This is a genomic window from Rheinheimera riviphila (assembly GCF_004005945.1).
Taxonomy (GTDB): Bacteria; Pseudomonadota; Gammaproteobacteria; order Enterobacterales; family Alteromonadaceae; genus Pararheinheimera; species Pararheinheimera riviphila.
On sequence record NZ_SACS01000012.1, the window covers coordinates 36,820 to 57,352 of the forward strand.

Sequence of the window (20,533 nt, forward strand, 5' to 3'; positions counted from 1 at the left end):
CGCAGCAAACATGTCCACATTGCCCGCCGGGCAAGTTCTATCGGCACCATCACACGAACCGCAAGTCTGCTTGATCCAGCGCACCGATGTCCGGCGTCAGCAAGTCGAACAGTTTATTGCTGCGGGTTTTGCCGCGGTTTATCAGGCCGATATTCAGCAATTTATGCCGCAGTTGCTGGCGGTCAGTGCCCGCGATTCATTACAGGCAGTGCTGGGTGTACGTGGTGGCCAATCCGAAAAATTGTTTGTGGAACAATATCTGGATGCAGATATTAGTTTTGTGCTGCGTGATATCGGCGTGCTGACGTCGCGCTCGCAGATTGTCGAAATCGGCAATTTGTATGCGGCCAACCGGCACTACACCTTGTTGCTATTTGTAGTGACTGCTTACGCCTTGTATCAGGCCGGTTTCCGGCATTTAGTCTGCTGCGCGACGCCACAGGTACAAAGTTTATTAAGCCGCCATGGTTTATTACTAAAAACTCTGGCCGAAGGCGACCCGGCGCGTCTGACCGGGGATGCCAGTGCCTGTGGCACTTATTATCAAAGCCATCCGATGGTTTGCCACCTGGATTTAGCGCAAGCGATGACGCTGATTAGCGCTGACGCCAAACTCAGTCAACTGACACAGCAATTCTGGTCCTCGAGTCAGCCGTTAGTTGATGGCCAGGCGCAGGAGAATTGAGATGAATTTTTCTGCGCAGCATCAACGAACAATCAGTTCGAAATTACCATTCCCAGAAACCGCCCGTTTAACCGATGCGGTCACTGGCGAAAGTTTTAGTCTCGCTCAAATCCGGCAGCAGCAACACGCCTGGCAACAGCAGCTGCAATCATTCCAGCCCCTGAAATCAGTCAATGCGCGCCGCATCGTCTTTCGGGCACAAAGCTCGGTGCAATGGGCGTTATTGGATCTGGCTTGTTTGGAAGCTGATGTGCTGTTGGTTCCAGTACCGGCTTATTTAAGTGAAACGCAATGGCACCATGTATTGCAGCAAGTTGCACCTGATTTAATCGTTAGCGATGTACCTTTTGGCGTCGCCGCACCGTTTTTGGCGGCAAATGAGATGCGTTGGGTCACAGAATTTTCTGGTTTCCAGTTGTATCAATGTCTTACAACGACCAGGGTAGCAACCCCGATTGGCACGCAAAAAATTACCTTTACTTCAGGCTCCACCGGCCAGCCCAAAGGTGTGTGTTTATCCGCTTCGGCGCAAGTAAAGGTCGCGCAAAGCCTGGTAAGCCGGATTAACATCGAAGCGCCAAGGCATTTATGTCTGTTGCCGCTGCCAACGTTACTGGAAAACATCGCCGGTATTTATGCACCTTTGCTGGCCGGTGGTGAAGTGTTGATTGCGCCAGAAGCGGCTCGTGGTTTTAACGGTAGTCGACTGGAAACCCCGGCATTGTTACTGGGCTTAATCAGCAAAGTGCAACCACAAACGTTAATTCTGGTACCGGAACTCCTGCAGCTGCTGGTGCACGCCTGTCGCCAGGGCTGGACAGTACCTGCGAGCTTAAAATTTATTGCGGTTGGCGGCGCCAAAGTGGCGGTTGATTTACTCAAACAAGCGGCACTTTGTGGTCTGCCGGTCTATCAGGGCTATGGTCTTAGCGAATGTTGCTCGGTGGTGGCCTTATCGGGTGAAAGTGCCTTACACGCCAGTCCTTTACAGCTGCAACAAGTCGGCAAAGTATTACCTCATCTGGAAGTGAAGATTGTCGACGACGAAATCTGGGTAAAAACCCCATTTTTAGGCTACCTCGGCGATACCGCAGCTGACCATACGGAGTGGGTCGTGACCGGCGATTTGGGGGCGCTCAGTCCTGACGGCCATTTAGTGATTTGGGGTCGCAAAAAAAATCTGCTGATTTTAAGTTCCGGCCGTAACGTCAATCCGGAATGGGTCGAAGCTGAGCTGACCAAAACCGGTGTAGTGCAACAAGCAGTGTTGTTTGGCGATGCAAAACCTTATTGTGTCGCGCTGTTGTTCTGTGGCAACCCAACGATCACTGATGTTCAGCTGGCAGCCTTTGTCAGCGGTATCAATCAACAACTACCGGATTACGCCAGAGCCGAGCATTTTATCCGGTTAGCGGCACCTTTGTCAGAACCCCAAAACACCTTAACCGCCAATGGTCGTCCAAAGCGGGACGTCATTGCCGCGCTGTATGCCGCTGAGCTGGCTGCGCTATATGCTTCAAAAGAGTATGCATCTGCTGCGCAGCCGTTCGAACCATCTTTCACACCACCTTTCGCCCAAACGCAGACCGAGGAGTACCCAGTATGAGTTTTCATCGGCAGTTAATCGCAGCAACCAGTCAGGCGCGGGATTATTTACTGGCAGCACCGGTGATTAGCCGTTGTTTTCACGGCGAAATCACGCTGGACGATTATGTCGCTTTTCTCAAAGAGGCGTACCACCACGTCAAACATACCACGCCGTTATTGATGTCGGTCGGCGCCTTGTTGCCGGAATCAAAAGAATGGTTGCGTAACGCAGTCGCCGAGTATATCGAAGAGGAACTGGGGCATCAGGAATGGATCCTCAATGACATTAAAAACTGTGGCTACGACAAAGAACAGGCCCGCGCCAGTCAACCTGGTTTTGCCACCGAACTGATGGTGGCTTACGCCTATGACTCGGTGCGGCGGATCAATCCATTGAGCTTTTTTGGCATGGTGTTAGTGCTGGAAGGGACGTCTACCGCACTGGCCGACCATGCTGCTGCCACCATTGCTGCGAAGCTGCAGCTACCGAAAAAAGCATTTTCCTATTTAACTTCGCACGGCGCGCTGGATCAGGAACACGTGAAGTTTTATGCCGGATTGATGGACAAAATTACCGACCCCGCCGATCAGCAGCAAATTATCCATAGTGCCAACTGCTTCTACCGTTTATATGGTGATATTTTCCGTAATTTAACGCCTGCGCACGGTATCGGTAAAACTCTGTTTGTTGCTGAGGTATCGGTATGAAGATTCCACATGCAGTCAATCATCAGTTAGCGGGCAAAAGAGTATTATTAACCGGTGCCACCGGCGGTATTGGCCGTGCTGTAGCGAGGCGTTTAGCTACAGCAGGCGCCAGCTTATTGTTGGTAGCGCGTCAGCCGGAAGCATTGTTAGCGCTTCGCCAACAACTACCGGGTCAACATAGCTGTTTTAGTGCGGATTTAACGTCCACTGAGGAATTACAGGCGTTAGCCGAATTCGTCAACACGACCGGCGGCATTGATATGCTGATCAACAACGCCGGCACCAGCCAGTTTGCTTTGACGGCAGAGCAGAATTATCCGGCCCAAATAGCGCTGAATTTATTGGCGCCGATGCAGCTTTGCCAGTTGCTGCTGCCGCAGCTGCAGCAACGAACAGCCGCCACCATCGTCAATATTGGTTCAGCCTTTGGCAGTATCGGCTATCCGGGTTTTAGCGGTTATTGCGCCAGCAAATTTGGACTGCGCGGCTTTACCGAAGCGCTAAAGCGGGAACTGTCTTCCAAAGCGTTACGGGTGCTGTATTTTGCGCCGCGCGCCACCCAAACCAGCATGAATAGCGCTGCTGTTGTCGCGATGAACCAGCAACTTGGTAATGTAATGGACAGTCCGGATGAGGTGGCCGCGCAGCTGCTAAAACAACTGCAAAGTGGCCAAAGCCGTTGGTTCGTAGGCTGGCCAGAAAAACTGTTCGTCAGGCTGAACGCCTTCCTACCAGAACTAGTTGACCGCGCGATCAAAAGCAAACAGGCGGAGATCGGCAAGTACGCTGCAGGCGCCAACCAAAGCGTTTCAGTTCAACACAACCACAGCAATGGTGCTGCAAAAATTACCGTAACGAGGTCATGATGAAATCCATTCAAACTTTAATCAGTAGCAAGGTATTACTGCCTTCGATGTTCTGGTCAGGCATTTTGTTAAGTCCGTTATTATGGGCAGATACGCTCACCGATATCGCACCATTACAACATGGCTGGGCGCAAACCAATTACAGCCTGGCCGAGGATCAGCGTGAAAAAGCCTTTGCCGCTTTGGTGGCACAGGCTGATGCCGTCGTAGCAGCGCATGCTGGCGAAGCTGAACCGTTAATCTGGCGCGGGATTATCAAATCAAGTTATGCCGGGGCCAAAGGTGGTTTAGGTGCATTGTCGGTCGCGGAATCGTCCAAAGCTGATTTTGAGGCTGCGCTGGCGATAAATGCCCAAGCATTACAAGGTTCGGCCTACACCAGCCTGGGTGTGTTGTATTCCAAAGTACCCGGCTGGCCGATTGGTTTTGGCAGCAGTAAAAAAGCCAAACAATTATTAGAGAAAGCACTAAGCATAAACCCGCAAGGCATTGATCCAAATTATTTTTATGCCGAATTTCTGTATGAGAAACGCGACTATCAGGACGCAATGCGCTATCTTGAATTAGCCAAGCAGGCGCCAGCCCGGGTTGGCCGTGAAGACGCAGATGCCGGTCGGCAACTTGATATCGCAGTGCTGGAAGCCAGATTGCAGAAAAAATTGGGTAAATAAGCCAGCTGGCGTTGCGGCGTCAGTTGTTATGGATAAAATACATGCGGATCTTATTAGTCGAAGATGACGAAGCTTTAGCGCAGGGCGTGATTTTAGCCCTGCGTGGTCAGGGTTTTGTCGTCAATCATGTCACTCAGGGGCAGCAGGCGCTCAGCAGTATCCGCAGTCAGGATTGTGATGCGGTGGTGCTCGATTTAGGCCTACCGGATATCGACGGGCTCGATGTGCTCAAAACCACCCGGCAGAAGTTTCCGCGGTTGCCGGTGTTGGTGCTGACCGCAAGGGATGGCGTGGATGATCGCATTCGTGGCCTGGATTTAGGTGCCGACGATTATTTGGTAAAACCTTTTGCATTGCCGGAATTGTTTGCCAGATTACGGGTCATTGAGCGTCGGCTTGGTACCGCTTCGAATCATTTGATTAGGCTCAAAGACGTAGAATTGGACAGCAGCGCGCATCAGGTACGCCTCGCTGGCGAGACCTTAGCGCTGTCGCGGCGAGAATATATGTTACTGAAAGTATTGATGGAATCGGCCGGCAGGATCAAAACCCGCGAGCAGTTAGAGGCCAGTCTTTATGCCTGGGGCGAAGAAGTCGCCAGCAACGCGCTGGAAGTGCATATTTCCAATTTGCGCAAAAAACTGCCAAAAGATTTTATTAAAACGCTGCGCGGCGTTGGTTACAGCGTGGATCCGGCATGAGGTCAATCCGACGTTATCTGGTGACAATTCTGATTGCGGTGCTGACGCTGACCAGTTTTCTGGCGGCGCTGCAAAGCTATCGGCACAGCATCAGTCGCTCGGATTTGTTGTTTGATCAGGACTTAGTGTTACTCGCCAGTAGTTTATTACCGCAGTTTCAAGCCAATACCAAAACAACCACCGAATTATTGGTGGTGCAGGTGTGGCAGGGTGACACCCTTCAATATAAAAGCCAGCAGGCGCCAGCAAGCCGGATCAGCGCGCCATCAGGCTTTAGCGAACAAAACTTTGCTGGTCAGCGCTGGCGTACTTATGTCAGCCAGGCTGAGCAGTTAACGATTATCGTGGCGCAGCCGCTAAAACAACGGCAGGAACTCGCCGACGAAGTGGTGCTGGCGTCCATTTACCCGGTGGTGCTGAGTTTACCACTGCAGGCGTTGCTGATTTGGTTGGTGGTCAGTAAAGGCTTGCAACCGCTACGCCGGTTAACACAACAACTTTCCTCAAAAAAAGCCGACGATCTAACGCCGGTGCAATTGCCTGAAGTGCCCCAGGAAATGACCCAAATGCTGAGCACCACTAACCAGCTATTACAGCGATTGGACAGTGCTTTTATCCGCGAAAAACGTTTTGCATCCGATGTCGCACACGAGCTGCGCACACCATTGACCTTATTGCAGGTAACCTTACACAACGCACAGCAACAATGGTTGCAGCAAGGCATTGCAGATCCGGATGGCATGATGAACGCACTGCAACATGGGGTTACGCGGATGAGCCAGCTGATAGAACAAATTATGCTCCTCAACCGTACTAACCCGGAGCACTTTAAAGCAAAGCTACAAGCTATTGATTTAACGTCATTATGTCGCGAAATTATCGCCGAACTCTACCCACAAATTCTGTCAAAACAGCAACAGATTTCGCTGGATGCTGAAGATGGCCTGATGCTGGCGGCTGATCCCTTTGCGATGCGAGTGTTGCTACTGAACATTGTTGGTAATGCCAGCAAATACACGCCTGCGCAAGGACAAATCCGGCTGCAGTTGCAATCTTTTACTGATGCAAAAAACCTGAACAAAAACCAACACAATCACTACGTACAAATCGTGGTTGAAGATTCCGGCCCTGGTATAGCTCCGGAAGAATATAACCGGGTGTTTGACCGGTTCTACCGCGTCGGCGGCGACCGCCACAACTCCGGAACACCCGGTAGCGGCCTTGGCCTGGCGATTGTGAAAGAAATCGTTGGCCTGCATCATGGACAATTATCACTTGGCCCTTCAACATTGAGCACAGGTTTAAAAGTGACGGTGGAAATACCGGCTTGAACAGTCAATATTCGCGTCAATTTTGGCAATTTTTAAGCAGCTGTTCGCTGCTATTGGCGTTGCCGCTGCAGGCCGAAATCCGGGTGTTTGAAATTTTCTTAAAAGATCACTTATTTACGCCGACCACCTTGTACCTGCCTGCCGGTGAAAAAGTAAAACTGGTGATCCACAATCAGGATCCAACACCAGAAGAGTTTGAAAGTTTTAGCCTGAACCGGGAAAAAGTGATCCTCGGCCATGGCAAAGGCGTGGTCTTTGTCGGGCCATTGCAGCCGGGTGAACATCAGTTTATCGGCGAATACAACCCCGATAGCGCGCGGGGTCAGATTGTGGTGTTGCCACAAGCGCAATGGTTGCAGCAAATGCAACCGGCAACAGCCACCGACGGCGTGAAAGAAACAGCTGCGAACACCAATACAAACCCCAATACAAACCCCAATACAAACCCCAACACAAACACAATTAAGCCAGCCGGGGTGCCTGATGCTGATTAACGCCGTGGTGATGTTCTTGCGTGAATTATTGCCGCTGTTATTGCTGCTCAGCATGTTGCTGTTGTGGCAACGCGCGCACTGGCGCGGGTTGTTAGCGATTTTTACAGCCAGTGCGCTTGGCGGAATTTTGTTGTTAACCAGTCAGTTCAGCCGGATTTCGGACTGGCTGGACGGGCAGGGCCTGGAACTGTTGTATGCCGCGTTATATCTGCTGACGGCGCTGTTGCTGGCGCTTGCGATCTACCTCAGTCAGCGGCAACGGTTACCGATGTGGTTGGCGGCACTCGCCAGTAGTAGCCTGTGCGTCATTCATGGTGCCAATCTGGTGTTGTATTTATGGTTTTATCAACGCACGCCAGCCGAGAGCCAGAGTTTATGGTTGGGGGCAGCGATGGGCGTTGGTATTGGTCTGAGCGTAGCGGTACTGCTGTATTATTTGACGCTGGAATGCCAGCGCTACTGGCGCTGGTCGTTGCCGCTAGTGCTGGCGCTCTTGGGCGCACGACAAATCAGTATGGCGGTGGCGATATTGATTCAAACTGACTGGTTAACGCCTGGCGCAGTGCTTTGGGACAGTCAGCAATGGATCAGCGAACAATCGGAATATGGTTATTTCCTGAATGCGTTGATGGGATACGAGGCAACGCCTGGTGTCAGTTTGCTGCTGGCGATGCTGGGAAGTGTGCTGGGATTGCTGTGGCTAGGCCGTCGACTGGAGGTTCAAAATGTCCAAAACGATTAAACCGGTACAATACTGTTATCTATTGCCAGTGCTATGCGGACTGTTATTGCTGTCCACAGGCGCCGTGCAGGCCGAAGGTCGGGTGGTTGACAAGGTTTATCATCCTTATGTGCAGCCGCTGGAGCGGGAATTCGAGTACCGTTTTGCCTTTCAAAAACAAGCGGATCATCCCGACAACAACAATATCGCGCAAAAAATCGGTTATGGCTTTTCGATTGCCGAACGGATGGCGCTGGAAATGTACGTGATGGCCGAGCGCGAGAGCCCCGAAGATTACAAACTGAGCGGTTACGAGCTGGAACTGCGCTGGATGTTAACCGAACAAGGCGAGTACAGCGCCGACTGGGGTTTGTTATTCGAATTAGAGCGGCAAAACAACAACGATAATTATGAATTCACCACCGGCCTGCTGATGGAAAAAGAATTCGGGCCGACCAGCCTGACGCTGAACGCACTGGCGGTGTATGAATGGGGCAATACGCTGGAATCTGAACTTGAAAGCGAATTCCGGCTGCAATACCGCTATCGGTGGTTACCACAAGTCCAACCGGCAATTGAATTTTATGCCGGCGAGAATTTCAAAGGGGCTGGCCCCAGCATGATGGGCCTGCACCGCTTTGATAAACAGGAACTGATTAAGTGGGAGTTTGCGGTGATCTTCGCGATTAACGATTCAACCGTAAACAACACACTGCGTTTTGCGGTGGAGTATGAGTTTTAGTTGAGAACTGAGAGCTAAGAGCCGAGAGCTAGGTTGCAATCAACAATTCACAACCGCTGCCCGCAGCAGATCCATAATTTTGTACGACAGCCACTCACCCCTTGGTGCATGGCTGCAGCAGATCCAGTTCAGATTGATAAACCCTGGTCTGCACTTTAAATAATCCCAACAAGCTGTGAAACAAGTTATCGTGACTAAGTGGCGTTGCCGTCTGCTGCGCCAGGCAACTGCCCGACAGCTGTTGCGCGCTGGCAAATTGCTCTGACATCCACCAAATCATCGGCACCTGAGTTTGGGTCGCCGGCGCCATCCAATACGGCATACCGTGCAGATAAACACCGTTTTCGCCCAACGATTCACCATGATCGGACAGGTATAACATGGCCGGAACCACGTCTTGTTGCAGTGCCAAACGTTGGATCACCGCCGCCAACAGCGCATCGGTGGCAACAATGCTGTTGTCATACGCATTCACTACTTCAGGTTGGGCACAGTTTTGTAGCTGCTTATCACGGCATTCCGGTAGGAATTTTTTCTGTGATGCGTTGCTGCGCTTGAAGTACTCCGGCCCGTGACTGCCAAGTTGATGTAGCACGATTAACCTGTCGCCTGTTGCTGGTTTTGCCAGCTCCAGTTCCAGCGCTTCCAACAACACTTCATCGTGACATTGACCATCTTGACAAAGTGGCTGGTTTTGTTGCTGAAACAGCAGCTGGGTAGGCACCCTGGCACAAACGCCTTTGCAGCCAGAATTATTATCCAGCCAGCTGACATCGATGGCAGCGTATTGAAGAATATCCAGCACGTTACTACTGTTTTTGGCGGTTTTTTCCTGATAATTTTCGCGTCCCATATTCGAAAACATGCAAGGTACTGAATGCGCCGTTGCCGTGCCACAGGAGCTGACGTTGGTAAAGCTAGTCACCGGCAACCGAGCTAGTTGCGGATTGGTATTGCGTGGATAGCCGTTTAATGAAAACTGCGCCGCGCGAGCCGTTTCGCCGAGCACCAATACGACCAATCGCGGTTTTTCGGTGCGTACAGCAAACGGCTGCGTGGCGTCCTGTCCTTGCATCAAAAACGCCGTTGGAAATTGTTCCGCAGCAAAGGCTTTGGACCAGGAAATACTGGCGGCCAACGGGCTTAGTGGCAGCGCATATTGTTTTACTTGTTTGAAATTTCGAAAAAAGGTGGCGAATTCGGCGCGCTGAACGGCGGCTAAGCTCATCATCGCACTGATCACTGCAACTGTCAGCAGCAGCCATTGGCCGGCATAACGCCACAGCTTTGGATAGGGGGTGCTGATCCAGCGACACGCCAGTAGCGGTAATGCCATGAGCAAAGTAACAGACCACAACAAACCACTGGTTAACATGGCGCTGGCTTCGGCAACGTCTGTTTCAACGGCGTTTTGTAGCATGTCCCGGTCAATCACGATGCCAAAACGACTGATAAAATAATGGCTGACCGCCCCCAGCAAACACAGCAGCAACAGTACAGGCTTTTGACTGACTTTAAAACTAAACAACAGCAACAACAGCCAGTTGAGTAAAAACAGCAACGCCAGCACGCTGAGTTGCAAGCTAACTTGGCCGGGGATTTTTTGTTGCAATTGCTGCAAAAACGGCAGATTGACACTGACACTCAACCACAACGCCGCGATTAGCGAAAACAGCAGCGGGTGTAATGACAGTCGCGGTCTTCGGAAATCACGCAAAGTGCGAATGGAAAAAAATGGACGTGCAACGACTTCAGACATCTGTGGACTCCTGTGGATATAACCGGTAAAACCAACGCACATTCAAACTTGCAATTAACCAGCAAATAGCTGCTGTCGCGATATCGTGCGAAATAAAATGAGCGCCACGTAATTGTTGGGTAAAACCAAGCAGCAAGCCGAGGCTGATACAACACCATAAGCCGGTTTTGGCGAGCGAAGGGCGCACCACCAACAAGAAGTAGTAGCTGGCCAGCCAGCTGTAACCAATACTGGCGTGCCCGGCCGGAAAACACTGGTTCGCTGCCATCGACGCCGGACGGGGGCTAAACAAGCCAATAAAAGGGTGGGTGCCGCCAAATTGTTGTAAATCCCAGGGGCATTCCATCGGGATCAATTTCTTCAGCACCGCGATGCTGGTAAAACATAACACCAGATTAAATAACAACAGACCCAAAGCACGTTGGGCTATCGAGCGTTTGCCAGCAATGGCCTGACTTAGCCAATACAGTAGCAAGCTCAGTACAACCAGCTGATTGAGCTGTCGTACCGCCTGATGTAATAACGTTTCGGTCAGCCAGTACTGTTTTAACTGCCATTGCCCGCCTTGCAGCTGATAAAACCAACTGGCTAGAACCTGATCAACGCCAGCGCCGTAAGCGAGCACAAACGCCAGACTCAGCAGTGCAAGTGGCACGAACACTGTTGTTTGCCAGTGCTGTTGCTGGCCAAAAATGGGTGGCATCATCGGTTTTCGCAGCGGATTTTCCTGAATAGAAACAGCGTACTTCTAAAGGCTTAAGGTAAACTTAAGTAACGGTTTTTGAAGGGGAAATGAGCAAGTTTTTAGCGAAAAATCCTGCTCATTCAAGTCTATTTGGCGGGTGTTGGTACTTTTATTGTCGTTGTCGCTGCGACGACATCGCATTGTGCTTTGGCGGGGTATTTACGTTCGCGATACAAATAAGAGGGCAATTGCACTTGCGCCAGGGCTTTTTGATATTGCGCTGGGCTGACGGGTTGATCGCTTAATGTCAGCTGTTTAAGTTTTTGGTCATAATGTGCCAACACCGCCGTTTGATCCGGCTTCAAAATCGTCAGTTGGTGTTGTTCCATCAGCGCAAAATAGTTATCAAACTGCAGTAAAGCGCGCCCCGGACTGCTGCTGTCTAACGTCAGATCGCGTCCCAACAGTGGGTGACAAGCCGACACACCGATCATCGACAGCAGCGTAGGTGCTAAATCAATCTGGCTGCTGAGGGTCTTGATCACACCAGGTTTAACGCTGCCACCCAACATTAAGCCAGGAATTTGGAATTTTTCGACCGGCACCAGATTGCTGCCATACACCCGATTGTCGTGATCGGCGACAATCAAAAATAAGGTGTCCTGCCAGTAGGCGCTTTGCTTCGCCTGACGGATAAATTTCGCCATCGCCCAATCGGCATATTTCACCGCGTTATTGACGGTATTTTTTGGCTGCTCATGCAAGTCAATGCGGCCGTCCGGAAATTCAAAAGGTTCGTGATTGCTGGAGGTAAAAATCAGGCTGAAAAACGGCTGCTGCTGTTGATGCAGTCGCTGTAACTGGAGATGGGCGCTATCAAACACATCTTCATCACTGGCGCCCCAGCTGCCAATAAATTTCGCCGCTGGCATGTTGTTTTGATCAACCATCTCTGAAAAACCGTTGGCCGAAAAAAAGCCTCGCATATTGTCAAAATGCGCTTCGCCGCCATAGACAAACTGGGTGTGATAACCCTGTTGCTGCAAAATACTGGCAATGGTGGCGAAGTTTTGCTGACTATTCGACAGCTTGACCACACTTTGCGCCGGAGTGGGCATAAAACCAGCGACGACCGCTTCAATGCCCCGCACCGAACGGGTACCGGTGGCGTAAAGCTGATCAAACCAAATTCCTTGTGCTTTGAGTTGCTCCAATTCTGGTGTCACACCAACGCCGCCCAACGACTTTACAAAAGTAGCGCCCATACTTTCTTGTAAAATAATCACCAGATTTAAAGGCTTAGTGCGCGGCATTGTCGCTGTTTGCTGATGTAAGGTTGGATAAGCTGCCTGTTTAAACTGATAACTTTGCAGCCAGGGCCAATCGAGCGCAGCTTTGAGCATCGTTTGCGGTTCCAGCTTGCCGTAGATATCGCTGGAGCGTGCTTCGTGGCGCATGCTATAAGCCGCGTATAACACCGAATATGGCGAATTAATTACCAGCGAATTGACCAGCGCATCGGCGGTGATGGCAAAAGTGGCCGGGTTCGCCGGGCGATGATCGGTCGTCGAGCGAATGGCCATCACGACCAGGATCAGTGCCAGTGGCCAGCTGAGCCACAGCAGCAGCGGGCGTTGCAGCTTGCCTTGCGGAGTCAAAACCGGTTTTTTCAGCAGCTGCGTCGCCCCCCAAATGAGCACAGCGGTGCAGGTAAGGCCCAACAGTAACGATCCGCGGAATCCATGCCATAAGGTGGCAAACACTTCTTTGGGGTATTTCAGGTATTCCAGATACAAGCGGTTAGGGCGAATATCGTATTGTGCGATAAAAGCGGGTGTCGACAGCTCGATAAAAATAATCAGCCCTAACATCGCCAGGCACCAGAGGTAACTAAACCGTTGCCAGCGCTGGTAACTTCGCGCCAATGCTGCCAGTGGCAACAACAATAACGGGATAGCCAGCAGCAGTCCAAGCAACATCAAATCAGCCCGAACCCCTTGCAGTAATAACCAGCCAAATTGGCCGGTCTGCTGCACCCGCTCAAATTGCCATAACAAAAGTCCAAGACGACTGATCGACAATAGCCCCAGCGCCAATATTAAAAACTGCCCAAAAATCTGGTATGGCGCCAGCAGGCGTCGGAAATTTGCCACGACAGACAACAGCATAGGCAACAATGCTGGTAGCGAAACAGGGACAATCATCACAGATCTTCAGCTCTTACAAAAACATCGGAGCTAGCAGACTAAAGGGCAATTCTTAAGAAAGACTTAAGTTTGTACTCAAAACCGAGGATCATCAGGGGTAGACTGTAGTCGTCGGAAAGTTTCAGCCTCATTCGCAAATGCAAATTATTGTCATTGAGCGATGAAACCGTTAGACTTCGGTGGTTGTTTTACTGTTGGTGTCTCAATTTGACGCGTGTTCTGCTCCTGTTGATGTTTTTATGCCAGCAACTTTCGATGGCAGTTAAGCCTATGGTGCTGCATTTACCTGGCGAGTCGCATCACATGCTGGTATCGATGACACAACCGCATAGCCATGCTACAAAGCAGCATGATGCACATCAAAGCGGCCATCAACACGGTCATAACAACGGTCACGATAATCACAACGACTTCTATAACGAAGATTTCGACCACAACGACCACCGCTTAGCTCCCGAAATAACGCCGCTGGTCGCTGCTACATCCGCTGAAAGCCACGACGAATCGTCGCACGAACAGGCCAAACATCTGCAAGGACAGGCCGATGTTCCGTCCCAACAACAGCTTTTTCCTGCCATGTCAGCAGGTAATGAAAGTTATCGCTATCAAAACCAACTTATTGGTATTACCCACAGCCCACCCGTTCCACCGCCAAACGCCTGATACCAGGCAATTTAGTTCTATTTTTGATTTTAAATCAGGCGTCTGATTAGGCGTCGTAATGCATCTGATGCGTACGATACTCAAAAGGGTACTTTTGGCTGCTGGCCGTTTTGTATTCGGAGTTTACGTGTCGGTTTTACCAAGAGGAAGCAACGATGTTGTTCAAAGGATCAGCGTTTAAAAACAAATTGCTGTGGCTTTTTACGCTGCTGTGGCTGGGGTTGTGTACAACGTCAGCCTTTGGCCATGGCGTAGAAGCCGGCGATCAGGCGTTTATCGAACAGGCCAAAGGTCTGCAACTACTGCCTTTTATTTATCTGGGTGCCAAACACATGGTGACCGGTTATGACCACTTGCTGTTTCTGGCGGCAGTGATGTTCTTTTTATACCGGATGAAAGATATCGCTCTGTACGTCACGCTGTTTGCAGTGGGTCACAGTTTAACGTTGCTTGGCGGCGTATTAAGCGGTTTTCATGTCAACCCATATCTGGTGGACGCTTTGATTGGTCTGTCAATCGTTTACAAAGCCCTGGATAACATGCAGGCGTTTGAAAGTTGGTTGGGTAAAAGGCCAGATCCAAAACTTATGGTATGGCTGTTTGGGCTTGTTCATGGTTTTGGTCTTGCCAGTAAAGTGCAGGATTTTTCGCTGGAGCCACTTGGCCTGGTTGGCAATATGCTGGCGTTTAATGTCGGCGTCGAATTAGGGCAGTTGCTGGCACTGGGGTTGATCCTGATTCTGATGAATTTCTGGCGGCTGCGTCCTTCTTTTCAGCATCATGCATTCCGGTCGAATCAACTGTTGATGACTGCCGGTTTTGTGTTCTTCTTTTATCAAATGACCGGCCTGTTTCTGGTCGCCTAAGGAATTGTGATGACAACTTCTCAACCCAAAACCACTCACAGTGTTGAACACAAGACTGGAAGCAAAAAGTCGCTGTTCAAAGCAACCATTGTTGCGGTTGTTGTTGCTGCTGCGATCACCATCAGTTTTATTCTGCCGGCAGAATACGGCATCGACCCTACAGGCATTGGTAAACTCACCGGATTGACGGCAATCGCTGAAGCTGGCAGCGCTAAAACTGAAGCAGCAGCCGCTGAAATCACCGAAGTACCACCATCAGCTGCAACAGGCGGCAATTTACTTGCAGGCTCGAGTCTTAGTCCGGTGATTAAACAGCGCACTGAGCTCAAAAGTAAAACCATGGAATTGACGCTGGCGCCGGGTAAAGGTGCTGAACTCAAAGCCAAAATGGAGCAGGACCAGGCGGTGGTGTTCAGCTGGACGTCAAATGGACAACCGTTAATGGTTGATATGCACGGTGAAGCCGTGAATGCCAAAGCGGATGAATACACCAGTTATTGGCTGGAACGTGCGCAAAGTGCTGGCGGCGGTGCTTTTGTTGCGCCATTTGCCGGTACCCACGGCTGGTATTGGAAAAACAAGGGAACTGAACCGGTGACAGTCACCGTGACTATCCATGGTTTTTTTACCGATTTTTATCAACCTTAATTCACAAATAGTAATCACCAACAGGAAACACAATCATGAAAAAACTGACCGCATTTATTCTTGGCTTCAGCCTGACCCTGGCATCACCGCAGCTGCTTGCGCACAGTGACCATTCGGATGCCGAGCCAATCACCCATGACGAAGCATCGACGAAATCGCAACAAGTGCTGGAAAAGCTGGTGAGCAGCAAGAAGTTGGCTGGTAGCTGGAGTCTGGCAAAAGCCAAAGACCTGAGCCCGAAAAAATCACATCACGGTGATACGGTTTGGGTGGCCTTATTTGTGAATGCCGATGAAAAAGATGGCAACAAGCAACATCTTTACATCGTGCTGGATGAAGTCGGCAATGTATTGTCGGCTGAGCATACCGAAAAGCTGTGATCTAAAAGCTGCAAGCGAATAGTTGCAATGGATTGCGCTGATACAAAAAACCGTCTGTTGGCTACCAGACGGTTTTTTAAGGAGAACGATTAAAATTTGCTTACACTGGACGACGGCGTTGTAAGCCCAGTAACAACAGCGCGAGGCCTGTTAATGCCAGCGACACTGGCGCAGACACATCCGTCGTTGTTCCAGTCCGTTTCGGCACAGGTTCATCCGGTTGCTGCACTCAAAAAGTAAGGCTTTTCAATGATCGGGAGTTTCGGTAACGTCATTATTCAATATTGGAGCAGTCGAATTTTAGTCAACCCGGAGAACATTAGATGGATTGGTCATTATGGCCTAGCTTCACAGCTAGATTTAATATGTGGACAGCATGGTGGCTTGGGGTGTGTTTGTTGGCCACAACCAGCGTCGGTGCTGCTAGCTACGAAGCACAATTGCTGCGGTTGAATTATCAAAGTCAGATTGACCAAAGTAAGCGCCAATATCTGGTGTATCTACCAAAGGGCTACGCCAAAAATCCACAGCAGAAATGGCCTTTGTTACTGTTTTTGCATGGCAATGGCGAGCGCGGTAATGGTCTGGACGAATTGGATTACACCTTAGTCCACGGGCCCTTGTATGAAGCTTGGATCCAAAAACGCGATTTGCCTTTTATCATGCTGGTGCCGCAACTGCAGATGTTTAATATGGGTAGTTTGCCTTATATCGCGCAGCGGCAGAAATCGTCCATTCCGCAGCGACTACAAGAGGGAGTACCAGCAAGGCCGCAGCTGTTTGGCTCTGAGCAGCCGATCCGTCCGGCCAATAAAATTGTCGATATGAGCAAAGTTCAACCATTGCTGCCAGATGGTTGGGAGCGGGCAGAGCAGGATGTACTTTCCATGCTGAAAACTGTGCAGCAGCAGTATCGCGTCGACAACAACAGGTTATATCTATCAGGCATTAGTTATGGTGGTTTTGGTAGCTGGTATCTGGCCAGCAAACACCCGAATTTATTCGCCGCAGTGGCACCTGTCGTTGGTTGGGGACATCCGGATCTGATGGCGCCGATCGCCAAAGCAAAAACGCCGTTATGGGTGGTTGCCGCCGGACGCGATTCCGCCATCAACAAAGATTATTTTTATCCGGGCATCGAAACCCTGCGCCAACTTGGTCATACCAATGTGCGTTTTAGCGTATTGGAGCAGGCAGAGCACGACGCCTGGCGACAAATTTACGCTGGATCGGACTTATTTGACTGGTTGCTGCAACAAAAACGGCCTTAACCGCAGATATTCGAGGTTATGTTGGTGGTAAATCTGTAGAATGCGGTTTTAAAAGCTCAACCAGCTTTCCCCATGAATAGATATCTGTTGGAATTTTGATGAAAAAGACAATCGCTTTAACTCACCCGAAACTGAAACCTGCGCGTTTGGCGGACGCTATTAAGTATGACATTAAAAAGTACTTAAACCGCGAGCGTCGCAAGCCGCTACCAGCAGGTGGGGATTACTGGACATTCGATTGTCGCTTTGGCGCTACCGAAGAATTAGCGGTAAAAATCTTTACTTCTGAGATCAATAAACATATTGATGCTGCTATCGAGCAAGAACTGCCGCAGTGTTATGTCGAAATTCTGGCCAGAGCAGGCCAGCATCAACCAAAAATGGATGATGCAGACGGTGATGACGCTTAAGCTATAAAAGGTCAGGATGCTTATCCTTAGGGGTAAGCATTTGATTGCAGAAACCGCCTTTTGATGTCAATTTTGATGTAATAGCTGCCTGAAATTCACACAATCACAAGCATTTCTCCCTTCTGCTGCCAAAATACTGTATATTCCGCCCCTTATTTTTTGACTGTAGCAAATCTACAGAGGAACTCTTATGCAATTTTCGTCTTTAGATTTAGCACCAGACTTATTACGAGCGCTGGTCGCTTGTGGCTACAGCACTATGACACCGGTTCAGGAACAGGCAATCGTGCCAGCCCGACGCGGTAAAGATTTACAAGTGACAGCGCAGACCGGTACCGGTAAAACTGCCGCGTTTACCATCCCGTTGTTACAACGGATGCTGGATAAACCAGCGCCAAGGGTCGAGCGCCGCCCACGCACGTTAATCCTGACCCCAACCCGCGAGTTAGCGGAGCAAATTGCCGAAGCCGTTGCCGGTTACGCGCAATTTGTCGACATCAAGGCCACTGCTTTATATGGCGGTGTGAAAATGGGTGGTCAGGCCAACAAATTAACCGCTGGTGTGGATATTGTGATCAGCACCCCAGGCCGGTTGCTGGAACATATGGCACTTGGCAACGTTATTCTCAGTGATGTTGAATATGTGGTACTGGACGAAGCGGATCGCATGCTCGATATGGGCTTTAGCGCCGATGTGCTGAAGTTACTACAAATGACTTCCAATGCACGGCAGACCTTGTTGTTTTCGGCAACAACGTCGCCAGCAGTCAATGAGCTGTCGCACAAAATTCTGAAAAACCACCAGCAAATCCGGGTCGCCAAGGTCAACAGCACCGCAGATACGGTGAACCATGTGGTTTATCCGGTCGAAGAAAGCCGCAAAATCGAATTATTTGAAAAGTTACTGGCAGAGAAAAACTGGTTTCAGGTGCTGGTTTTCACCAGTACCAAAGAGCAAGCCGATCAGTTATTGGCAGGATTGCAACAGCGTAAAATTAATGCCGCTGTTTGTCATGGTGATAAAAGCCAGGGCGCGCGTCGTCGGGCTATTGCTGAATTTAAGTCCGCTAAACTGCAAGTGCTGATCGCCACTGAAGTCGCCGCCCGTGGCTTGGATATTCAGGGGCTGGATTATGTGGTGAACTTTAATCTGCCTTATTTACCTGAAGATTACGTGCACCGCATCGGCCGCACCGGTCGCGCAGGCGCCACCGGTAACGCAATTTCTTTTGTTAGCCGTGAAGAAGAGCAGACATTAGAGCGTATTCAAAAGTTAATTGGTGGCAAAATCGAACGCATCATCACACCGGGTTTTGAAGTCAGTAACCGGGTATCTTTGCTGAAAAGTATTTCACGCAAGGTATTGTCGGGTCGTTCGAACAAAGCCAGTGAAACCTTGATTGATTTGGACAGTACAGGTCAGCCACAGCCAAAGGGTAAACCACGTCGCGCAAAACCAGCTGATACAGCTACTACCACTAAAGCTGCCCCTAAAAATGTGCACCTGAAAAAAACCAACGTTGCAAAAAATACCGGTTCTAGCAGCAGTGGCGGCCGTGGCAAGCGCTGATCTGTCCGCTTCATAAGCAGTATGTCATGCTTGGCTAAACCTCGTTGCGGGTTTAGCCAGGAGCTAATTCAAACTCTGGGGCGCTATGTATATCAGGTGACGCTGATTCATTTCAACGCTATACTCGGCACTTGTACGGAGGAAACTAATGGCAACATCTACTATGAATTCACCGAGCAAGTCACCGAGAAAGTCACTGAACGATGAACCCCGGTTCACGCCAAATATGGACAATTACCGGACCAGCCTGGCCTATGAAGGGTTAGCACTGAAAAAAAATACTGAACCGAAAAGTATTGCCGATTTAAAACGCAAATATGCCCAATAGGCCCAATACACAGCTATGCCCGATAAATATGGCGTATTGCAGGACAAGTATTGTTACCCTGACACAGATGTATTAATCAATCTGCTGAATATCCGTGACGCAGACTTGCTGGCGGAAGCCGAAGCTGAAATCACCGCAGTACGTTATCAAACCTACCTTTCCTCCGTTCGGCCTCTACACGATTTTACTTTTGAACACCTGCAGTTCCTGCATATCCATTTATTTCAGGATCTCTACAGCTGGGCAGGCAAGGTGCGCGATGTCGATTTGGCAAAAGGAACCACCAGATTTTGTACCTGCGGCCGGGTTGAGGCTGAAGCACGAAAATGGTTTAAACAATTGGCGGCTTTAGCTCAGATCGGATCGCAGGAAGAATTGGTCGAAACAGTTGCGGATTTGTTCTGCGAATTAAATATAATCCACCCATTTCGCGACGGCAACGGCCGAACCCAGCGCTTCTTCTTTGAAGAATTACTTTTTGCTCTGGGATACGATTTGACGTGGCCTGAAATATCGCAACAAGACTGGGTTAATGCCAACATCTCCGGAGTGGAGCTTGATCTGGCGCCACTGATCACGATTTTTCGGCAGGCGATAGCGCCGAGTCGCGAATAACTGAAGTTGCTGTTCAAAGCAAAAAGCTGATTTCGATTCTTACTGAATTGCAGATAAAAAAAACCGACGTTAAGTCTAATGCCGATCAGATAAGCACTTTTCAGATCGGTTGACCGATCCAGCGACTGATGTATAAAGGCCTGCAACAGAAATGTCGCAGGCCCTTTTTTTATGCAATTAGCTACCGCTTTAACCCTTGCTAACCGTTATTTCCCGAACATCGAAGCCGGTGCGCTTCAGCAATTATTGCCAGAAGAGTTCATCAGCCAATGCCTGCAGGACGTAGGGGGTGCAACTGTCCGACGCCGTTGTACTGGGGCGAAGATGTCTGGAGCATTGCCGATAAAATGCAAATTGCGTTACCCGGACGACGGGAATTGGTTGCACCAAGTGCCGTCGTACAAGGTAGGCAGCGCTTAGGCTTTGAAGCAATGCAGCAAGTATTTCATCAAACCCAGCGACTCTGGCATCAGGATGCTGAACATCCGCGCTGGAACTAAACCAAGCCAGCCAGGAATTAAAAAATGGCTGGCCGGGTTTAGAAAAATGAACCACCTGAGTAGTGAAACTCTGGCAATTACCGAAAAATACGCGGTTTTCCGAAATAAATTCAGGCTAGAAATTT

24 protein-coding genes are annotated in these 20,533 nt (G+C 50.0%); 20 read left to right on the plus strand and 4 right to left on the minus strand.

The window, feature by feature from the left end; translation table 11 throughout:
- The first annotated feature begins 10 nt into the window (after positions 1 to 10).
- Genes EOE67_RS11965 through EOE67_RS12010 form a run of 10 tightly spaced genes read left to right on the plus strand, consistent with a single transcriptional unit; the run spans position 11 to position 8,506 of the window.
- Positions 11 to 685, plus strand: a complete 675-nt coding sequence (locus EOE67_RS11965) for a thermostable hemolysin (protein ID WP_164852309.1) — start codon at positions 11 to 13, stop codon at positions 683 to 685.
- A gap of 1 nt (position 686) precedes the next feature.
- On the plus strand, positions 687 to 2,291 hold the full coding sequence (locus EOE67_RS11970) for an AMP-binding protein (RefSeq protein ID WP_164852310.1): 1,605 nt from the start codon (positions 687 to 689) through the stop codon (positions 2,289 to 2,291).
- Positions 2,288 to 2,980, plus strand: coding sequence for an iron-containing redox enzyme family protein (locus tag EOE67_RS11975; RefSeq protein WP_127699318.1), 693 nt, complete (start codon positions 2,288 to 2,290; stop codon positions 2,978 to 2,980). The genes EOE67_RS11970 and EOE67_RS11975 overlap by 4 nt, the downstream gene beginning before the upstream one ends.
- The gene (locus EOE67_RS11980; RefSeq protein ID WP_127699319.1) at positions 2,977 to 3,846 is read left to right on the plus strand and encodes an SDR family oxidoreductase; all 870 of its coding nucleotides are present in this window, start codon (positions 2,977 to 2,979) and stop codon (positions 3,844 to 3,846) included. Before EOE67_RS11975 ends, EOE67_RS11980 begins: the two co-directional genes overlap by 4 nt.
- Entirely contained in the window at positions 3,846 to 4,517 is a 672-nt protein-coding gene (locus EOE67_RS11985) for a tetratricopeptide repeat protein (protein ID WP_240652799.1), read from the plus strand. The genes EOE67_RS11980 and EOE67_RS11985 overlap by 1 nt, the downstream gene beginning before the upstream one ends.
- Positions 4,518 to 4,558: 41 nt before the next feature.
- Positions 4,559 to 5,218, plus strand: a complete 660-nt coding sequence (locus EOE67_RS11990) for a response regulator (RefSeq protein WP_127699320.1) — start codon at positions 4,559 to 4,561, stop codon at positions 5,216 to 5,218.
- On the plus strand, positions 5,215 to 6,549 hold the full coding sequence (locus EOE67_RS11995; protein ID WP_127699321.1) for a sensor histidine kinase: 1,335 nt from the start codon (positions 5,215 to 5,217) through the stop codon (positions 6,547 to 6,549). Before EOE67_RS11990 ends, EOE67_RS11995 begins: the two co-directional genes overlap by 4 nt.
- Positions 6,546 to 7,043, plus strand: a complete 498-nt coding sequence (locus EOE67_RS12000; RefSeq protein WP_127699322.1) for a cupredoxin domain-containing protein — start codon at positions 6,546 to 6,548, stop codon at positions 7,041 to 7,043. Before EOE67_RS11995 ends, EOE67_RS12000 begins: the two co-directional genes overlap by 4 nt.
- On the plus strand, positions 7,033 to 7,785 hold the full coding sequence (locus EOE67_RS12005) for a hypothetical protein (RefSeq protein ID WP_127699323.1): 753 nt from the start codon (positions 7,033 to 7,035) through the stop codon (positions 7,783 to 7,785). Before EOE67_RS12000 ends, EOE67_RS12005 begins: the two co-directional genes overlap by 11 nt.
- Positions 7,769 to 8,506, plus strand: a complete 738-nt coding sequence (locus EOE67_RS12010) for a hypothetical protein (protein ID WP_127699324.1) — start codon at positions 7,769 to 7,771, stop codon at positions 8,504 to 8,506. The genes EOE67_RS12005 and EOE67_RS12010 overlap by 17 nt, the downstream gene beginning before the upstream one ends.
- A 94-nt stretch (positions 8,507 to 8,600) precedes the next feature.
- Here the strand turns inward: EOE67_RS12010 and EOE67_RS12015 are convergent, their stop codons facing one another.
- The 3 genes from EOE67_RS12015 to EOE67_RS12025 all read right to left on the minus strand — a co-directional run bounded on the left by EOE67_RS12015 (position 8,601) and on the right by EOE67_RS12025 (position 13,118).
- Positions 8,601 to 10,265, minus strand: coding sequence for a phosphoethanolamine transferase (locus tag EOE67_RS12015; RefSeq protein ID WP_164852311.1), 1,665 nt, complete (start codon positions 10,263 to 10,265; stop codon positions 8,601 to 8,603).
- Positions 10,258 to 10,971 carry a phosphatase PAP2 family protein gene (locus EOE67_RS12020; protein ID WP_127699326.1) on the minus strand — a complete coding sequence of 238 codons (714 nt, stop codon included), beginning with the start codon at positions 10,969 to 10,971 and terminating at the stop codon, positions 10,258 to 10,260. Before EOE67_RS12020 ends, EOE67_RS12015 begins: the two co-directional genes overlap by 8 nt.
- A 125-nt stretch (positions 10,972 to 11,096) precedes the next feature.
- On the minus strand, positions 11,097 to 13,118 hold the full coding sequence (locus EOE67_RS12025) for an LTA synthase family protein (RefSeq protein WP_127699327.1): 2,022 nt from the start codon (positions 13,116 to 13,118) through the stop codon (positions 11,097 to 11,099).
- A gap of 294 nt (positions 13,119 to 13,412) precedes the next feature.
- Here EOE67_RS12025 and EOE67_RS12030 point away from each other — a divergent pair, with 294 nt between their 5' ends.
- From EOE67_RS12030 to EOE67_RS12045, 4 genes are all read left to right on the plus strand, one after another.
- Positions 13,413 to 13,820, plus strand: a complete 408-nt coding sequence (locus EOE67_RS12030) for a hypothetical protein (RefSeq protein WP_127699328.1) — start codon at positions 13,413 to 13,415, stop codon at positions 13,818 to 13,820.
- Positions 13,821 to 13,975: 155 nt separating this feature from the next.
- Complete coding sequence (locus EOE67_RS12035) at positions 13,976 to 14,686, plus strand: HupE/UreJ family protein (RefSeq protein WP_127699329.1); 711 nt, start codon at positions 13,976 to 13,978, stop codon at positions 14,684 to 14,686.
- 9 nt (positions 14,687 to 14,695) lie between these two features.
- Positions 14,696 to 15,334 (plus strand): hypothetical protein, encoded by a 639-nt coding sequence (locus tag EOE67_RS12040; protein ID WP_127699330.1) that lies wholly within the window; start codon positions 14,696 to 14,698, stop codon positions 15,332 to 15,334.
- 35 nt (positions 15,335 to 15,369) lie between these two features.
- Positions 15,370 to 15,714, plus strand: coding sequence for a DUF6488 family protein (locus EOE67_RS12045; protein ID WP_127699331.1), 345 nt, complete (start codon positions 15,370 to 15,372; stop codon positions 15,712 to 15,714).
- A gap of 100 nt (positions 15,715 to 15,814) precedes the next feature.
- Here the strand turns inward: EOE67_RS12045 and EOE67_RS20990 are convergent, their stop codons facing one another.
- Positions 15,815 to 15,922: an MYXO-CTERM sorting domain-containing protein gene (locus EOE67_RS20990; RefSeq protein WP_276317442.1), complete on the minus strand. Its 108-nt coding sequence runs from the start codon at positions 15,920 to 15,922 to the stop codon at positions 15,815 to 15,817.
- A 157-nt stretch (positions 15,923 to 16,079) separates the two neighbouring features.
- Here EOE67_RS20990 and EOE67_RS12050 point away from each other — a divergent pair, with 157 nt between their 5' ends.
- From EOE67_RS12050 to EOE67_RS12075, 6 genes are all read left to right on the plus strand, one after another.
- Entirely contained in the window at positions 16,080 to 16,985 is a 906-nt protein-coding gene (locus tag EOE67_RS12050; RefSeq protein ID WP_127699332.1) for a carboxylesterase family protein, read from the plus strand.
- 98 nt (positions 16,986 to 17,083) lie between these two features.
- On the plus strand, positions 17,084 to 17,395 hold the full coding sequence (locus EOE67_RS12055; protein ID WP_127699333.1) for a DUF6172 family protein: 312 nt from the start codon (positions 17,084 to 17,086) through the stop codon (positions 17,393 to 17,395).
- A 190-nt stretch (positions 17,396 to 17,585) separates the two neighbouring features.
- Positions 17,586 to 18,965, plus strand: a complete 1,380-nt coding sequence (locus tag EOE67_RS12060) for a DEAD/DEAH box helicase (RefSeq protein ID WP_127699334.1) — start codon at positions 17,586 to 17,588, stop codon at positions 18,963 to 18,965.
- Between the two features lie 148 nt (positions 18,966 to 19,113).
- Positions 19,114 to 19,293 (plus strand): hypothetical protein, encoded by a 180-nt coding sequence (locus EOE67_RS12065; protein ID WP_127699335.1) that lies wholly within the window; start codon positions 19,114 to 19,116, stop codon positions 19,291 to 19,293.
- A gap of 15 nt (positions 19,294 to 19,308) precedes the next feature.
- Positions 19,309 to 19,908 carry a Fic/DOC family protein gene (locus tag EOE67_RS12070; RefSeq protein ID WP_127699336.1) on the plus strand — a complete coding sequence of 200 codons (600 nt, stop codon included), beginning with the start codon at positions 19,309 to 19,311 and terminating at the stop codon, positions 19,906 to 19,908.
- A gap of 269 nt (positions 19,909 to 20,177) precedes the next feature.
- On the plus strand, positions 20,178 to 20,408 hold the full coding sequence (locus EOE67_RS12075; protein WP_127699337.1) for a transposase domain-containing protein: 231 nt from the start codon (positions 20,178 to 20,180) through the stop codon (positions 20,406 to 20,408).
- The last annotated feature ends 125 nt before the right edge of the window (positions 20,409 to 20,533 follow it).

What these genes read in the sequence shown, in the direction of transcription:
- EOE67_RS11965 (WP_164852309.1), top strand. Translation starts at nt 11, where the DNA reads ATGTCCACATTGCCCGCCGGGCAAGTTCTATCGGCACCATCACACGAA.
- EOE67_RS11970 (WP_164852310.1), top strand. Translation starts at nt 687, where the DNA reads ATGAATTTTTCTGCGCAGCATCAACGAACAATCAGTTCGAAATTACCA.
- EOE67_RS11975 (WP_127699318.1), top strand. Translation starts at nt 2,288, where the DNA reads ATGAGTTTTCATCGGCAGTTAATCGCAGCAACCAGTCAGGCGCGGGAT.
- EOE67_RS11980 (WP_127699319.1), top strand. Translation starts at nt 2,977, where the DNA reads ATGAAGATTCCACATGCAGTCAATCATCAGTTAGCGGGCAAAAGAGTA.
- EOE67_RS11985 (WP_240652799.1), top strand. Translation starts at nt 3,846, where the DNA reads ATGAAATCCATTCAAACTTTAATCAGTAGCAAGGTATTACTGCCTTCG.
- EOE67_RS11990 (WP_127699320.1), top strand. Translation starts at nt 4,559, where the DNA reads ATGCGGATCTTATTAGTCGAAGATGACGAAGCTTTAGCGCAGGGCGTG.
- EOE67_RS11995 (WP_127699321.1), top strand. Translation starts at nt 5,215, where the DNA reads ATGAGGTCAATCCGACGTTATCTGGTGACAATTCTGATTGCGGTGCTG.
- EOE67_RS12005 (WP_127699323.1), top strand. Translation starts at nt 7,033, where the DNA reads ATGCTGATTAACGCCGTGGTGATGTTCTTGCGTGAATTATTGCCGCTG.
- EOE67_RS12010 (WP_127699324.1), top strand. Translation starts at nt 7,769, where the DNA reads ATGTCCAAAACGATTAAACCGGTACAATACTGTTATCTATTGCCAGTG.
- EOE67_RS12015 (WP_164852311.1), bottom strand. Translation starts at nt 10,265, where the DNA reads ATGTCTGAAGTCGTTGCACGTCCATTTTTTTCCATTCGCACTTTGCGT.
- EOE67_RS12020 (WP_127699326.1), bottom strand. Translation starts at nt 10,971, where the DNA reads ATGATGCCACCCATTTTTGGCCAGCAACAGCACTGGCAAACAACAGTG.
- EOE67_RS12025 (WP_127699327.1), bottom strand. Translation starts at nt 13,118, where the DNA reads ATGCTGTTGTCTGTCGTGGCAAATTTCCGACGCCTGCTGGCGCCATAC.
- EOE67_RS12030 (WP_127699328.1), top strand. Translation starts at nt 13,413, where the DNA reads ATGGCAGTTAAGCCTATGGTGCTGCATTTACCTGGCGAGTCGCATCAC.
- EOE67_RS12035 (WP_127699329.1), top strand. Translation starts at nt 13,976, where the DNA reads ATGTTGTTCAAAGGATCAGCGTTTAAAAACAAATTGCTGTGGCTTTTT.
- EOE67_RS12040 (WP_127699330.1), top strand. Translation starts at nt 14,696, where the DNA reads ATGACAACTTCTCAACCCAAAACCACTCACAGTGTTGAACACAAGACT.
- EOE67_RS12045 (WP_127699331.1), top strand. Translation starts at nt 15,370, where the DNA reads ATGAAAAAACTGACCGCATTTATTCTTGGCTTCAGCCTGACCCTGGCA.
- EOE67_RS12050 (WP_127699332.1), top strand. Translation starts at nt 16,080, where the DNA reads ATGTGGACAGCATGGTGGCTTGGGGTGTGTTTGTTGGCCACAACCAGC.
- EOE67_RS12055 (WP_127699333.1), top strand. Translation starts at nt 17,084, where the DNA reads ATGAAAAAGACAATCGCTTTAACTCACCCGAAACTGAAACCTGCGCGT.
- EOE67_RS12060 (WP_127699334.1), top strand. Translation starts at nt 17,586, where the DNA reads ATGCAATTTTCGTCTTTAGATTTAGCACCAGACTTATTACGAGCGCTG.
- EOE67_RS12065 (WP_127699335.1), top strand. Translation starts at nt 19,114, where the DNA reads ATGGCAACATCTACTATGAATTCACCGAGCAAGTCACCGAGAAAGTCA.
- EOE67_RS12070 (WP_127699336.1), top strand. Translation starts at nt 19,309, where the DNA reads ATGCCCGATAAATATGGCGTATTGCAGGACAAGTATTGTTACCCTGAC.
- EOE67_RS12075 (WP_127699337.1), top strand. Translation starts at nt 20,178, where the DNA reads ATGCCTGCAGGACGTAGGGGGTGCAACTGTCCGACGCCGTTGTACTGG.